Consider the following 14,407-nt stretch of genomic DNA (forward strand, 5'->3'; position numbering starts at 1 on the left):
TTTCACATCCCAAAATCAAAAAGAGTTGTTCTTGAGGGATCAACATCATTCCAGTTCATCCCAATTGCTTCTATTATACGTGAAATTGGCTGTTTGATACTTTTTTCCATCATTACCTCCCAGTCAACTATAAATTCAGGAGGCACCTGGTCTGCATATTCAAAGTCCAAAACATCAGTCTGCGGATACTTTGAAGTGACGCTTTTTATGTACACTCTTTTAGGCTTGCTTCCCCTTTTAAAATCAGTTCCAAGATATTTGTTGGAATAAATTGCTCCTCTTACATGTGCATCGGGACTTTCATATGACTTAAGTTCTTTTCCAATACCTCCTGGTATTCCAATATCTTCAAGAGAATATTCGCCTTTTCTGTAACTTTTGATTACATCTCCCAGATACTTCTTAAGCTCGGATTTTTCAGCGCCTTTTAGTATAAGCTCCATCACTTTGTGCTGGACTTCCTTTGTCATATGGGGCGAATCACTTCTCTTCATTTCAAAGCCGACAATATCAATCTGTTCTGTATCTTTTCCCTCTTTCCAGACAAGATATCCGGCATATCTCTTCTTCTTTCCTGCCTGGAAAAACCGCCTGTAAATTTTTTCAAATTTAATGGAAAAGTAATGCTCCTCTGCACCAAGCTTATCTAAAGCAAATTCTGAGTAACTCTGATTCAGTGCTTTTTCAATCTCAAATGCTGTCTTTATTGTATCATCCCTCTCCATTTTAGGAAGCATTATCATACATGAATCAGTATCGCCGTAGATCACAGAGTAACCCATATTTTCGATAACCTTTCTTGTATGCTCAATTATTGCTCTTCCAACCGATGTTACAGCAGAACCAATTTCTCTATCATAAAGCCTGAATCTTGCATAACCACTTACGCCATAATATGTGTTCATAATAACTTTCAACACGTTTTGCTGAAGATCATAGAGAACATATTCATATGAGCCATATTCAAATGAATTTCGAAGGGCTTTTTTCTCATCTCTTTCCTTTAAAAGATCGCTTATAATGCTTCTTGTAAGCCCGTCAGGCTCTTTTTTAAACCGGATTCCATTTGGTGCATGAAGTTCGCCGCTGACATCCTTGGTCTCTGGTGATGCATTAATCGTCATCATGCACATAGGATAGAGGGATTTTAAATCAAGCACTACAACGTTCTCTTTAACGCCAAGTGACGGGTCAAATACAGTTGCTCCTTCAAATTCTTCTGCATCTGCAAAACCTTTTGATGGAAGAATATATTTCCCAAAAGCCTTTCTTAAGACAAAAATATCAATTACATTTGAAGAGTTGAGTGTTCTGTCAAGAGGACAGCCGACATAGCGTGCAATTTCTCTGTAGAATTCAACAATGTTATTCTTTTTGTTGATGCCTACGCATAATAAAACATCTTTTACATTATATTCTATTAGCTTTTGAGGGTCTTTTTCCCAAAGTTCGGAGATAGTTCCTGTATAACGGATTTTTCCTTCACCAATTTCATCCTCTGCAACCGCATCAAGCCTGTATGACTCTTTTCTTGCGCCCTGCATCTTCTTATAAGCCGTTAATAGATCAAAAAGAGCGCGTCCACGTGTTGGATTTCTTGCACCGGCGCCAGGTATTCTTGAAAGAGCGTCTTCACGGATTTTAAGAATCTCCATTCTTTTAAGAATATACGGAATGTCAAAATCAACAAAATTCCAGCCTGATAAAACATCAGGATCTTTTTCTGTTACATATTCAGAAAGACTTAGGAGAAGGTCTCTTTCACAGGAGAAAATCTTTATCTCATGCTTTTCTGACACAGGTTTTATTTGAATATCGCAATTTCTGTCTTTTGGCCAGAAAAAAGTTGTATATGTGTCATCAAATGAATCCCAGCAGGTTATGCAGTTTATCATTTCCCTGTTTGCATCTGGAAATCCGTTTTCATCTTCACACTCGATATCCATGAAACAGATTCTTGCAGGAGCATTAACTTCTTCAGCTCTTATATCATGAAAATCCACAATCTCTGACGGGGTAAATATGCCTCCTGTAAGACCCATATCTATCATAAAACGGGTTGCAAAAGGAATATCTGCTTCAAAGTGTGTGAAACCCTCACGCATGTCCCTGACATCTCCGGGCTTTGGAGTATATATCCGTGTTAATTCTTCTCCCCTTATTGATACAAATTTATTTGAAAATTCAGCCTCTGTTCCATCAGGAATTCTTCTGGTTTTTGCTTCTTTTGCTGTTGTATAAAAATAGGGTCGAAATCCGGTTACAATTATCTGATGTGCATCGCCGGATTCTTCCCTTCCAAAGATATGAATTATTGTTCCTTCAGGACTGTTTGAGTACTCAACCTGATTTATTGCAAGTTTGAGAGGTTTACTTTCCACCTGCATCTTCTGCCCTCCTGCACAAATTTTTTAAGTGTACAGATGCTTCTTTTAATTTATCCAGTTCCCAGTCGTCAAGCTGTTTTTCAATTATCTCTTCGACACCTTCTTTTCCAATTCTTGCAGGAACTCCGATTGAGAGGTTAAATAAGCCATATTCACCTTCAAGTATACATGAGCACGGCAAAATTTCTTTTTTATCTTCTTTTATTGCAGAAACAAGTCTGATTATATTAAATGCCGGCCCAAAAACAGTGCCACCTTTTCCTTTTATCACCGGCATGCTTGCATTTTTCATATCAGAGAGTATCTCTTCTCTTATTTCAGAGTCTGTTTTTTCCAGCAGATCTGAAAATACAGGGACCTGATGTTCACCATGCTCACCCATCACAAAAGAGCCCTTGCTGTCAAATCCTCTTATATTTAAAAAATTTTCAAATCTTGCAAGATCAACAAGTCCTCCAAATCCAATACATCTGCGTCTGTTAAGACCTGCCTTTTTACAAATATAATAATTCAATGCATCAACAGGATTTGTTACATTGATTACGATTCCTTTAAAGCCGTTAATATTTGAGCAGAATTCATCTGCAACAGGTATATTTGAATTAAGAAGATCAGCCCTTGTCTTAACTGTAGGATTTCTCGGCAGTCCTGCTGTAAAAACAATTATATCTGAGTTTTTAAGATCACTCAGATCTGTTGTTATATCCAAATCAAGTCCTGTGTGTATTATGTCCAGTTTTTGAGCATGAAGAAGGGAAGAGTTGCAGTCGGTTATTGTGATTTTATCAGCGATTCCCAAAACTGCTGAGAGGTATGCAACTTCTCCGCCAATCTTTCCGGCTCCTATTATGGAGAGATGTGTCATTGTTGATCAAGTTTAGGCGAATGCTAATAATAAAATAGCTCTAAAGTATCCACAATCCAAATGGTGACTTTAATAAGAGAAGATAATATCACGGCAGGCGGGATTTTAATGGACAATCATCTAATCCTGGCCGCAGGCATTCTTGGGACAACCGGTGCATCTCTCAACAGAATGCTAAGTAATGGTGCCGGCGCTGTTGTTACAAAATCTATCGGGCCATCTCCAAAAGAAGGCCATAAAGGCCCGTGTGTTTATGTTATGGACGGCGCGGTCTTAAATGCGATGGGACTTCCAAATCCCTCATCAGACTTTATTGAAGAGCTTAATGTTTTAAAAGACAAGCCTGTTATTGCAAGTATTTTTGGCGCAGACCCGGATGAATTCCATGAGGTTGCCAGCTGGTTTAAGGGAAAGGTCAGAGGGTTTGAGCTGAATGTATCATGTCCGCATGCACAGGGTTATGGTGCACAGATTGGATGCAATCCGGGTCTTGTTTTAGAGTGTACACGTGCTGTTTCAAGAACAGGGCTTCCGGTCTGGGTTAAACTGACACCCAATGTGACCGATATAAAAGAATCTGGAATTGCCGCGGAGAGGGGTGGTGCATCAGCGGTTGTTGCAATTAACACTTTGAAGGCAATGAGAATATCAACTGATCTCAGGCGTCCAGTACTTGGAAATCTGACCGGCGGCCTTTCAGGTCCTGCAATATTTCCTGTTGCTCTCCGCTGTGTTTTTGAACTTTACAAGGCGCTTAACATCCCGGTTATCGGATGCGGCGGCGTGTCATCTGCCGATAATGTAATTGAGATGATGATGGCAGGCGCATCTGCTGTTGAAATTGGAAGTGCGGTTTTGGACAGAAATGATATTTTTGAAAAGATTGCCGGTGATTTGTACTCTGAAGAAGGAGAAAAAGCATCAGATATTATTGGGTGTGCACATGAATGAAATACCATCAGTTGCAGTTAAAATAAAAGAAATAATTGACGAAACTCCAACAATAAAAACATTTGTATTTGACAGGGAATTTGAATTCAGCGCAGGACAGTTCTGCATGGTATGGATTTTAGGAGTAGATGAAATTCCAATGGGTCTTTCGTCATCAGATTCTATTACTGTTCAGAAAGTCGGAGATGCAACATCAAAACTTTTTATGATGAAACCCGGTGATAAACTTGGTATTAAAGCGCCGCTTGGAAACGGGTTTTCTCCGGGGAAAAAAGTTTTGGCAATCGCCGGAGGGGTTGGTGCGGCGCCTCTTCGTCCTCTGGCACAAAAAGGTCAGTGTGACACCTTTTTGCTTGGCTGTAGAAACCGCTCAGAGCTTTTATATGAAAAGGAATTGTCAGAGCTTACAAATCTTCATATTGCAACAGATGACGGGTCATATGGCCATCATGGTTTTGTAACGGACTTAATGGGGGATATCGACCTGAAATCATTTGATACAATATGTGTATGCGGCCCTGAGATAATGATGGCAGGTGTTTTAAAAGTATTAAATGAGGCAGGAATTGCAAAAAGAGGGCAGTTCTCGCTGGTCCGTTATATGAAATGCGGCGTTGGAATATGTGGTTCATGCTGTCTTGACCCTGACGGGCTCAGAGTCTGCCGTGACGGCCCTGTATTTTTCGGAGACATCCTTTTAAAAAGCAGTGAATTTTCAAAATATTCCCGTGATGCATCCGGAAGAAAGGTATCTGCATCAAATGTTCATTAAATATTAACTTCTTTTTTTTAATTTAAATTTCATCAGGATTTTTTATTAACTGTGATATTTTTTTATTAACTGTGATATTTTTTTATTAACTGTGATATTTTTTTATTAACTGTGATATTTTTTTATTAACTGTGATATTTTTTTATTAACTGTGATATTTTTTATTTTTCTGTGATTTTTCTTATTATCCGGGGTATTTTTTTGGTAATTTTTCTTATTATATGTTATTCTGTTATCTGTGGTATTTTCCGCCGCGATTAATGTTGTATGCTCTGTAAATCTGTTCAATCAAAATGAATCTTGCAATCTGATGAGTAAATGTTAATTTTGAAAGACAAAGTCTGAAATCCGCTCTTTTAATAAGATTTTCAGAAACTCCAAGACTGCCTCCGACTACAAAAACAATCCTGCTTATTCCGGAAAGTTCAAGATCTTTTAACTTTAAAGCTAAAGATTCAGAATCTGTCATTTCACCTTTCAAGTCAAGTAAAATAAGATAATCGCCGGTTTTTAAAGAAGAAATAACTTTTTCTCCTTCTTTGTCAAGTATTTTTTTTTGAAGGTTTAATGACGGATTTTCAGGAATACTTTCATCGGAAATTTCTGTTATTTCAAGATTTATGTACTGCTTTAAACGTTTTGAATATTCTAAAATGCCTTCGTGCAGGTATTTCTCCTTTATTTTTCCAATTGCAATAATCCTGACAGCAGTAACCATTAAAGAAAATCACCCATTTTTAATCTCTCCAAATCCTCAAGATGGTTGATATTAACAAAAGTCATCAGTTTTGGGTCAATATCTCTTAGCATATCCACATTCAGATAATATGACCGGATGCTTTTTACCATCTCCCTAAGTGACAGAGATTTATGAGATGCCAGATATTTTTCAAGAGCTTCTTTTTTGTAAACCGCATGGAGAGGTTCGATCATATCTTTTTCAGAGTTGTTCCAGCAGGGAATGACCGCCTCATAATCATTTATCAGCTCAAACAGCCTGTCTATAACATTTTTGTTTACAAATGGCATATCACATGCAACAGCAAACAAAGTATCTCCTGAGGCGGCCTTAATTCCTGCGTGGAGTCCGCCAACGGGACCTGTTCCTTTTCTGATATCAGATACAATTTTTACTCCCTGTATATCCACAAATCTCTGGCAGTGTGATTCATCCCTTGCAACGATGATTATTTCATCAACGGACTCTTTTAGTGTAAACAGTAGTCTGTCGATAAAAGTCTCTCCATTGTAAGAGAAATGGTATTTCTCCATCCCTCCTGCCCTTTTTGCCTCGCCGCCTGCAAGAATTATTCCGGACTTCAAAAAATATTCCTCCAGTATTTTCCATCAAAAACGTTCATGAAAAATTAGTTTTCATGCGCTGTTTTATCCAAAATCAAATTCTCTTTTAGTTTAATCAGATTAACAACTGTACTGTTAACAGGCGTTTTAATTCCGTAATTTTTGCCTGTTTTTACAATATAGCCGTTTATGAAATCAATTTCTGTTTTTTTGCCGATTGAAAGATCCTGATACATTGAGGAGTGATGCTCTGCTGTAGACGGAATTTGATTGTTTTTCAAATAATACATGTATTCCTCTGCAGTTTTCCAATCCATAGTGACTTTTTCTGCCTTACTGACCTCAAAAGCCTCTTTTACAATTTCGGATATTATTTCCATTGCATTGTTGTCGAGCAGTTTTCCATAAGGAACTTTCATAACTGCACCAAGAGGGTTTAAAGCGGCGTTATAAAGGGTTTTTCCCCAAATCGCACCACTTATATTTGTCTCTTCCAAAATATCAAGACCTGCCTTCTGAAAAATGCTGACTATTGTTTTTACTTTTTCATTTGTTCCTTTTGGATATAATCCAAGTTTTATTGGAGATGCCTGTACAGATACATGAACATATCCGTCATCCTGCCATTCAAAACCGGTGATTATCATTCCGCCAATTACACAGTCTGTAAATTCTTTAATTATATCCTCATTCCCAATACCGTTTTGAAGACTGATAACAGGAGTATCTTTAATGAAGTCTTTAAACTGCTCACAGATTTCTCTTGTGGCATTGGATTTGGATGTAATTATTATAAAGTCAAATTTTTCATCTTCGGCAGGCATTTCAGAACATTTAAAAGAGTAATTGCTCTCACCCCATATGCCGGTCATGACAAATCCACGTTTTTCTATTGCTTTAGCGTGCTTCTGTCTGCATACAGCATGAACTTCACATATTTTTGAGAGTTTTGCAGAAATGCACAGTCCTACCGCACCTGCTCCAAGGATTGCAATTTTCATCGGTATCTTAAATTTATTTTGATTTAATCTATGATAAACCTGCGAGATTTCTTTTTTTCTTTTCAATCTCTAAAAGTGACTTTTTTATCATAATATCAGGAGTGAATCCACCAAGACTGTTTTTGGATACAACCCTGTGGCATGGAATTATAAGAGGAGTCGGATTTCTCTTCATTGCAATTCCAACAGTTCTGTGATGAGTCCCGCAGATTTCAGCAACTTCAGAGTATGTTTTTGTCTCCCCGTATGGTATTTCAAAAACTGCCCTGTAAATGTTATTGTATGGATGACCGTCTGTTAGCGCAACTGATGTGAGAGGTGAAAGAGTGTCTTTTTTTCCGCTTAAGAAAAGTTTTATCTGGGGCGGTACATATGATTCCTCTCCAAACCGCTCAAATGATACTTTGTGAACTAGGTTTTCAGACCATAAAATCCTGATTCTCCAAAGTCCAAAGCGGCAGACCCCGCTTCTTATCTCCATTTTTTACTACCTGTCTTTATTGAATTACCTAAGTTTTATTTTATTACCGATCTTTTATTTTATTACCGATCTTTTATTTTATTAACTATCTCCATTTGGAAATACCGGATTTAAATTCGTTTATTGTACATTCAGTTAATTCATCCTGCATCCATGGAGGAAGCCCTTTTTTTACAGAATCATCCAAAAATCGCTCTTCGCCAAGCAAAAGAACTCCTCTGTCCTCAGGAGTTCTCAATACCCTTCCAAGCGCCTGTATTGCCTTGTTTATAGCAGGGAGTGTATATGATAAAAATTCTCCTTCTTTTCCAAATTTGTTTTTGAAATAATCATTAATCATTTTTCTTACATCATTAAAAGGTGCAAGTGGAAGGCCGATTACAATAGCGCCGTTTAACATCTCACCTCTATAATCAAGACCTTCACTCCATTTCCCACCACATACTCCAAAAATTATTCCGGAACGGTTTACCTCCGGAAGTGACATGAAAACTTTCAGATCACTTGTTGCCTGTGCAGAATCCTGCGACTCGATGAATACATCCTTTCCTTTCAGCTTTTTAGGTATGTTTGCTGTAAAGGTCTTTAGCATATCATATGACGGAAAATATACTGCAAGATTTCCTTTTAGGCCTGCAAATGTGTTGATATAATCAAGTATTCTGTTTTGGTTATCCCTGTCACGTCTCATGCTGAATGCGGATGTAATGTCTTTTGCACAGAAAATAAGTCTGTTTTCTTTTGGAAAAGCATTTGGAAGCGATAATGTTTTTACATCCAATTCTCCAAAATAAAGCAGTTTATAACTTTCAACAGGAGACAGCGTGCCGGATATCATAATACATGAACGATGGGATTTGGCTATTTCGGAAAGCGTCTTTGAAGGATCGATATTTCTGACCTCAAGAGATATCTGATCGTCTGTTTTTTTGTATATTGTAAGGTATGAATCATCACCTGAGGACTGAAGAATTTTTATAAAAAATTCTGTAAGCTTCTCTACAGGACTTTCCTTAAAATCTCCTTTTTCAAGCTTTGCTTCACGTATCGCTTCTGCAATTCTTAAGAGATCATCTGATATTTCATCGGTTTTCTGATATAAAGTGCCGTTAAGGATGTATCTTGTAAATATTGATGGATCAAACCAGTCCTCCTGTTTGATTGAGCGTTTAAGACTCACCATGAAATTCTGAATCTGGGGAATTAGGTTTAACACTGCTTCAACTCCGCCAATCCTCCCTCTCATATGTGAAAGTTCATTTTGGGCAAGTTCAAGTGAGGACTCACTAAGTGTAACCGTCTGAATGCTCTGTACAGTTTCTCCACAGTTGTGGGCTTCATCAATCAGAAGAATTGTATTTTCCGGTTCTATTCCAATTGTCTGATACATCTGCTCTCTTATTGTTTCATCAAAGAGATGGTGGAAGTTTAACAAAATTACATCTGCATCACGTGCCGCCTGAAGCATAACTTCATAGGGGCAGATTTCCCCACAGATTTCATGTATCTTTTCAGGCGAAACAATTCTTCTTGAGGCCTGTTCTGCTTTTGTTTTCAGAGAGTTTGAAGGAACCATTTTAAGTCCTTCTCCTCCCTCGACATATATTTTTGAGCGGATGAAATACGGGCATAACAAAGGATGTTCAGAATCCTGGTGGCGAAGCTGTGTTTTAAGCACAGGATCATTTGCAGGAATGAGTGAACCTCTATGCGCGCGATCTCGCATGAGAGATGTTGAAAAAGCTTTTAATCCCTCACACATCCGGTAAATATCGCCTTCTCCGCCCATCATACACATTTTGCGTTTCCCAACAAGATATGCAACTTTAAGATGGCCTTTCTTTCTTTTAATTAGTTCAAGCTCTCTGATGAAGGTATTAAGCTGGCTTACTGTTCTTACTGCAACAAGTATCTTTTTTCCTTTTGCTTTTGGAATAAGGGCTGAAAGAATACTTGATTTGCCGCTTCCGGTGGGTGCATCTATCATACATATCTGATTATTTGAGACACATTCCGAGGCTAAATCCAGCATTTCCTTCTGGTGTGGTCTGTATGTTTCATATGGAAACCAGTCATCAGGACAATCCATTAATTACATATTGGTTGAAGAAACATTTTGTAATATCGCACCGCGTTGTTTGGAAAAGAAGTTTAAAATTAAAAACATTCAGGGAGAATAATGGATAAATTCTATAGATCAAAAGATGATTGCGTAATTGCAGGCGTATGCGGAGGTCTGGGTAAAAAACTTGATATTGACCCAAATATATTAAGAATTCTCTGGGTGCTTTTTTGTCTTTTTTATGGCACAGGATTGATAATATATATTCTTGCATGGATTTTTTTGCCTGAGGAAGAGGAAAGCACGATAATAAACGCCGAATACAAAATGAAAGATAATTGAGTGATTAATTGTCATTTGCAAAATTAATATTTACAAAATTGTCATTTAAAAAATTATTATCTACAATAATATTCTTTTTCAAAATTCTGTTTTTAAAATTTCTTATATTCTTCAGATTTCAGATATTTTTGAGATTAAAGATAATATAATTGATTAAATAATTATAAGGTTTTAAGTAATTTTAAAATTTTTATACAGTTTTAAGAAATTCTCTTCCGACATCTATTCATATCAGATACCGGTACAGTTTTACTAATAAAACAACAAATAAATAAACACTATGGCAATCCACCCCATTGACTACCGGTATGGAACGACTGAGATGCGAAGCATCTGGGACGAAAATAACAGATTTTTTTCTATTGTTAAGACTGAAATAGCCCTGGCAAAGGCTGAAGGTGAAAACGGCCTCATTCCAAAAGATGCTGCAGAAGAAATTGCACAAAAGGGAATGAATGCCTCCAAAAAAAGGGCTGATGAAATTGAAGCTTTGATTAACCATGATATGATGGCGGTTGTAAAGGCAATAACCGAAGCTACCGGGGATTCCGGGCGCTGGATTCACTATGGTGCAACATCAAATGATATCCTCGATACTGCAACAGGGCTTCAGATAAGAGACAGCCTTTTTTTAATTGAGGAAAAGTTAAAAAAACTGCTCGGACTTTTACTAAAAAAAGCAGAAGAGACTCAAAAACTTGTCTGCGCAGGAAGAACACACGGGCAGATAGGTGTTCCTACAACATATGGTCTTAGATTTTCTATATGGGCCGCAGAGACTGCAAGACACATTGAAAGACTTCAGCAGATGCTTCCCCGTGTTGCTGTAGGCCAGATGACAGGCGCTGTTGGCACACAGGCATCTCTTGGCAACAAAGGTCATGAAGTTATGATCTCAATGATGAATCACCTTGAATTATCTCCTGTTGAGGTTTCAAATCAGTTGATACAACGTGACCGTTATGCGGAATATTTTATGTTCCTTGCAAATATGGCAACAACGCTTGATAAAATAGGCATTGAAATCCGGATGATGCAGAGATCAGAAATTGGCGAGATGGAAGAAGCTTTTGGTAAAAACCAGGTAGGATCATCTACAATGCCGCATAAGAGAAATCCGATAAAATCCGAACAGGTATGTGGTCTGGCAAGAGTTGTCCGCTCATTTGTAGAACCTGCACTTTTAAACAATACTCTCTGGGATGAGCGTGATCTTACAAACTCTTCATGTGAAAGAGTAATATTCCCGGAAGCATCAATTCTTGCAGATCACATCTTAAATGTGATGATCAAGGTGATTGAAGGTCTTACATTAAAGCCTGAAAATATAAAAAGAAATCTTGAGATTCTCCAGGGTGTTAATATGGCAGAATCAGTCATGATTGAATTAACAAAAAAGGGAATGGACAGGCAGGAGGCTCACGAAATCGTAAGAGTTGCAAGCATGCAGGCTCTTGAAACAAAAAACCCGGTATCAGAGATACTTTCAGAAAATAAGAATGTATCAGTTTATCTTTCAAAAGAAGAGATTGAATCTTTGCTTAATGCTGACAATTATATAGGAACTGCCGAATGGCAGGTTGAAAATATAATCAAAAATCTGCGTCCAATGGTAAATTAAAGGTAAATTAAATTATTTTGGACAGATATAATTTTTTCATTTTATCTGCCCACTCACCAATATCCTGCCAGTTTCTGAAATCTCCGGTTGCCTCTTTATTAAATATTTTATTAAGCCGCTTTCTGAAAGGCAGGTTCTCAGGCGATATTTTACCGGCAAACATTCCGACATCCAAAAGATCAATCAGCTTTCCAATTTCATCAGATATCCTGGACATATTTAAGATGTTTTCATCGTTTTTTTCTTTCAATGATATTCCGACAATAAAAAGTGCAGTCATCCTTTTTAAAAGCCAGTTTCTGTGAAGCCTTACAAATTCAACTGTTTCAGGGAGGAGTTTATTGTCATAAACAGGTGTTCCAATAATTACAAGATTATATTTTCTGACATCATCAATATCCTGAATTCTTTTAACATCTGTTATAATTCCTTCATCCAGAAATGAATTTTTGATTGACCATGCAATATCTGCGGTTGATCCGTGTTTGGTTGAGTATGCTATCAAAACATGCCCTAAATCTTTATTTATAGACTGGGAAACATACCTGACAGGTATATTCTGTTTTTTTTCATTATCTGGTGTACCTTTGGCATCATCATCGTTCTCATGACCACCGTGTTCATCAGGGTCATTATTCTTCACTGCATCTTCAGGTTCTATCGGTTCTTTTGAATCTTTTGAATCTTTTGTTTCTTTTGGTTCATTTTGTTTGTTTGAATCATTTGAGTCGTCTGATTCTTTTGGTTCAGCAGTTTTTATATTTTCATCATTCGCGGTCTGCTTTTTATGCTTTTTTTCTGCAATAGCTATAGCCGCAAATTTATCTCCTGTTCCCGATTTGGCCCAGCCATATGCTCCAAAACCAAAAAGAACAATCAGATCCAGAATGTATGGAACAATTTTTATATTAAGAATAGTATTATCTGTACCTGACTGCCAGATTTTTAAGTGCTCCTCTGCTGAAAGTATGTTGTCTGATGATTTAACAGGATATATTGGCAGAATTTCCTTATCTTCAAGAAGAAGGACTGCTTCTTCAATCAATCTGTATTTTATTACAATTTTCTGATTATTTTCAAGTTTCAAAGAAATTTCTTCAGTTTCGCTTCCTGCATTTTCTATTGTAAATAATTCCTCCTCGCCTTTCCCAAAAAGTGCCCGTGGCGATGAAAATATCTGTCCTTCATTTTCCGAGACAAAATCCAGCAGATTTTTAAAATTAGTATTCATTTTCTTGTATCATTCCTATTATTGTTTCATTAGCTGAATAAGTAAAGGTTGGTTTATTAATATATTGAATATATTAAAACCAATAACAATTCTTTTACTGATAATTTTTCATTCAGGAGGTGATGAATCAAATTTTTTATGTACTACTCAATAAACTTGTCCACAAGTCTCCATTAGTAATTAGATGTATGTTACTGTAAAAGAATAATTAATCCTTTGCTGATAAAGTCAGGAAGCAGATTTAAAAAAGTGAATTGTAAAAAATAAAAACCATTTATTTTTTTGCATAAAACAGGCAGAATTAAACCCCGAAAAACATTATTAGGTTGTAAAAAGTTAAAAAAATCTTTTTTTCAGATAATCCCTAATTTTTTTATCTTAATTTCTCAATAAATTATCATATTTTAATTTATAAGCTTAATTTAGCCTTTATTATCATTTTTGCTTTTATTATCAGTTTTAATTTTATTATCAGTTTTAATTTTATTATCAGTTTTAATTTTATTATCAGTTTTAATTTTATTATCAGTTTTAATTTTATTATCAGTTTTAATTTTATTATCAGTTTTAATTTTATTATCAGTTTTGCCTTTGTTATCGTTAATCCCGGACTTCTTAAATTCTGTTTTTTTCATCTCAGATATTCGGATTCTATTTTTAATACCCATTTTTTTACTTCATCATAATCCCTGAAGTCGCCACATTCGGGTTTTGCAAGGACAACCAAATCTTTATCGGAATCTGAAAGAAGACTTGTGTCAAGTTTCCCTGCAAAAAGACCTGTTTCTTTAGGGCTTACATACTGCTTTATTTCATCAGTTGAAAAATAGGCCTTTCTTATGACATTTTCATCAGGTTTATTTAATGTAATTCCGCATGAAAAAACAAAGAGAGGCACTCTGTTCAAATGACTTTTAAAGGTCTGCATAAAATCCTTAGCTTCAGGAAGCCATTTTCCCATCTGAATGGCACTTCCGGCAATAACAGCCCCATATTCATCTGTTTGTGTAATATCAAGAATATTTTTTGAATCAGCATCATAACCATCTTCGGTCAGTATCTGCGCAATTTTATCAGCTATGTCTTTTGTAGAACCATAACGTGTTGCATATGCAACAAGAACTTTCTTAGTCATTTTCATATTCTTTTATTCTTAAGTCTTATAAATACGTTCATAAATTTTTAATTTGTGAATTTTTGCATGTAAAAGTCCAAAAAATATTCTTCTGTGTCCTTTATCATAAAAACGTTTATGAAATTATATTTCATGCTAACTGTTTCATGTAAGTTACGAAGTAACTTTCATAGCAAACGCACATGATGAGCTTTTTTCATCACACAAAAAAGTGATGATAAGTCTATCAGGGATTTTAGACTTTCATAGCAAACGCA

The 14,407-nt window shown here is 36.4% G+C and carries 14 protein-coding genes; 4 read left to right on the forward strand and 10 right to left on the reverse strand.

Annotation, left to right across the window (positions count from 1 at the left end; translation table 11 throughout):
* Positions 1-2 precede the first annotated feature (2 nt).
* Positions 3-2,387, reverse strand: coding sequence for a DNA-directed DNA polymerase (locus L1994_RS06675; protein WP_278098681.1), 2,385 nt, complete (start codon positions 2,385-2,387; stop codon positions 3-5).
* Positions 2,371-3,252 carry a malate dehydrogenase gene (locus L1994_RS06680; RefSeq protein ID WP_278098682.1) on the reverse strand — a complete coding sequence of 294 codons (882 nt, stop codon included), beginning with the start codon at positions 3,250-3,252 and terminating at the stop codon, positions 2,371-2,373. Before L1994_RS06680 ends, L1994_RS06675 begins: the two co-directional genes overlap by 17 nt.
* Positions 3,253-3,312: 60 nt before the next feature.
* Here L1994_RS06680 and L1994_RS06685 point away from each other — a divergent pair, with 60 nt between their 5' ends.
* Both L1994_RS06685 and L1994_RS06690 read left to right on the forward strand, forming a co-directional pair.
* A complete protein-coding gene (locus L1994_RS06685) occupies positions 3,313-4,203 on the forward strand; it encodes a dihydroorotate dehydrogenase (RefSeq protein WP_278098683.1) in 891 nt (296 codons plus the stop codon).
* Complete coding sequence (locus tag L1994_RS06690) at positions 4,196-4,975, forward strand: dihydroorotate dehydrogenase electron transfer subunit (RefSeq protein ID WP_278098684.1); 780 nt, start codon at positions 4,196-4,198, stop codon at positions 4,973-4,975. Before L1994_RS06685 ends, L1994_RS06690 begins: the two co-directional genes overlap by 8 nt.
* Before the next feature lie 232 nt (positions 4,976-5,207).
* Here L1994_RS06690 and rlmH read toward each other — a convergent pair whose 3' ends face one another.
* The 5 genes from rlmH to L1994_RS06715 form a co-directional block, all read right to left on the reverse strand.
* Positions 5,208-5,693, reverse strand: coding sequence for a 23S rRNA (pseudouridine(1915)-N(3))-methyltransferase RlmH (gene rlmH, locus L1994_RS06695; protein ID WP_278098685.1), 486 nt, complete (start codon positions 5,691-5,693; stop codon positions 5,208-5,210).
* Positions 5,693-6,298, reverse strand: coding sequence for a molybdenum cofactor guanylyltransferase (gene mobA / locus L1994_RS06700; RefSeq protein ID WP_278098686.1), 606 nt, complete (start codon positions 6,296-6,298; stop codon positions 5,693-5,695). Before mobA ends, rlmH begins: the two co-directional genes overlap by 1 nt.
* A 44-nt stretch (positions 6,299-6,342) precedes the next feature.
* A complete protein-coding gene (locus L1994_RS06705) occupies positions 6,343-7,278 on the reverse strand; it encodes a ketopantoate reductase family protein (protein WP_278098687.1) in 936 nt (311 codons plus the stop codon).
* Positions 7,279-7,306: 28 nt separating this feature from the next.
* Complete coding sequence (locus L1994_RS06710) at positions 7,307-7,759, reverse strand: MGMT family protein (protein ID WP_278098688.1); 453 nt, start codon at positions 7,757-7,759, stop codon at positions 7,307-7,309.
* A gap of 85 nt (positions 7,760-7,844) precedes the next feature.
* Complete coding sequence (locus tag L1994_RS06715) at positions 7,845-9,848, reverse strand: ATP-dependent DNA helicase (protein ID WP_278098689.1); 2,004 nt, start codon at positions 9,846-9,848, stop codon at positions 7,845-7,847.
* A gap of 90 nt (positions 9,849-9,938) precedes the next feature.
* Between L1994_RS06715 and L1994_RS06720 the strand changes: the two genes are divergently transcribed.
* The gene (locus L1994_RS06720) at positions 9,939-10,163 is read left to right on the forward strand and encodes a PspC domain-containing protein (RefSeq protein ID WP_278098690.1); all 225 of its coding nucleotides are present in this window, start codon (positions 9,939-9,941) and stop codon (positions 10,161-10,163) included.
* A gap of 280 nt (positions 10,164-10,443) precedes the next feature.
* Complete coding sequence (gene purB, locus L1994_RS06725; RefSeq protein ID WP_278098691.1) at positions 10,444-11,784, forward strand: adenylosuccinate lyase; 1,341 nt, start codon at positions 10,444-10,446, stop codon at positions 11,782-11,784.
* Positions 11,785-11,791: 7 nt separating this feature from the next.
* On the opposite strand, the gene L1994_RS06730 is transcribed toward purB, so the two are convergent.
* From L1994_RS06730 to L1994_RS06740, 3 genes are all read right to left on the reverse strand, one after another.
* Positions 11,792-13,015, reverse strand: a complete 1,224-nt coding sequence (locus L1994_RS06730) for a flavodoxin domain-containing protein (RefSeq protein WP_278098692.1) — start codon at positions 13,013-13,015, stop codon at positions 11,792-11,794.
* Between the two features lie 422 nt (positions 13,016-13,437).
* On the reverse strand, positions 13,438-13,650 hold the full coding sequence (locus L1994_RS06735; protein ID WP_278098693.1) for a hypothetical protein: 213 nt from the start codon (positions 13,648-13,650) through the stop codon (positions 13,438-13,440).
* Entirely contained in the window at positions 13,647-14,150 is a 504-nt protein-coding gene (locus L1994_RS06740; RefSeq protein WP_278098694.1) for a flavodoxin domain-containing protein, read from the reverse strand. The genes L1994_RS06735 and L1994_RS06740 overlap by 4 nt, the downstream gene beginning before the upstream one ends.
* Positions 14,151-14,407 lie beyond the last annotated feature (257 nt).

Origin of the sequence: Methanomicrobium antiquum, assembly GCF_029633915.1 — an archaeon.
Taxonomy (GTDB): Archaea; Halobacteriota; Methanomicrobia; order Methanomicrobiales; family Methanomicrobiaceae; genus Methanomicrobium; species Methanomicrobium antiquum.

What these genes read in the sequence shown, in the direction of transcription:
- L1994_RS06675 (WP_278098681.1), bottom strand. Translation starts at nt 2,387, where the DNA reads ATGCAGGTGGAAAGTAAACCTCTCAAACTTGCAATAAATCAGGTTGAG.
- L1994_RS06680 (WP_278098682.1), bottom strand. Translation starts at nt 3,252, where the DNA reads ATGACACATCTCTCCATAATAGGAGCCGGAAAGATTGGCGGAGAAGTT.
- L1994_RS06685 (WP_278098683.1), top strand. Translation starts at nt 3,313, where the DNA reads ATGGTGACTTTAATAAGAGAAGATAATATCACGGCAGGCGGGATTTTA.
- L1994_RS06690 (WP_278098684.1), top strand. Translation starts at nt 4,196, where the DNA reads ATGAATGAAATACCATCAGTTGCAGTTAAAATAAAAGAAATAATTGAC.
- rlmH (WP_278098685.1), bottom strand. Translation starts at nt 5,693, where the DNA reads ATGGTTACTGCTGTCAGGATTATTGCAATTGGAAAAATAAAGGAGAAA.
- L1994_RS06705 (WP_278098687.1), bottom strand. Translation starts at nt 7,278, where the DNA reads ATGAAAATTGCAATCCTTGGAGCAGGTGCGGTAGGACTGTGCATTTCT.
- L1994_RS06710 (WP_278098688.1), bottom strand. Translation starts at nt 7,759, where the DNA reads ATGGAGATAAGAAGCGGGGTCTGCCGCTTTGGACTTTGGAGAATCAGG.
- L1994_RS06715 (WP_278098689.1), bottom strand. Translation starts at nt 9,848, where the DNA reads ATGGATTGTCCTGATGACTGGTTTCCATATGAAACATACAGACCACAC.
- L1994_RS06720 (WP_278098690.1), top strand. Translation starts at nt 9,939, where the DNA reads ATGGATAAATTCTATAGATCAAAAGATGATTGCGTAATTGCAGGCGTA.
- purB (WP_278098691.1), top strand. Translation starts at nt 10,444, where the DNA reads ATGGCAATCCACCCCATTGACTACCGGTATGGAACGACTGAGATGCGA.
- L1994_RS06730 (WP_278098692.1), bottom strand. Translation starts at nt 13,015, where the DNA reads ATGAATACTAATTTTAAAAATCTGCTGGATTTTGTCTCGGAAAATGAA.
- L1994_RS06735 (WP_278098693.1), bottom strand. Translation starts at nt 13,650, where the DNA reads ATGAAAAAAACAGAATTTAAGAAGTCCGGGATTAACGATAACAAAGGC.
- L1994_RS06740 (WP_278098694.1), bottom strand. Translation starts at nt 14,150, where the DNA reads ATGACTAAGAAAGTTCTTGTTGCATATGCAACACGTTATGGTTCTACA.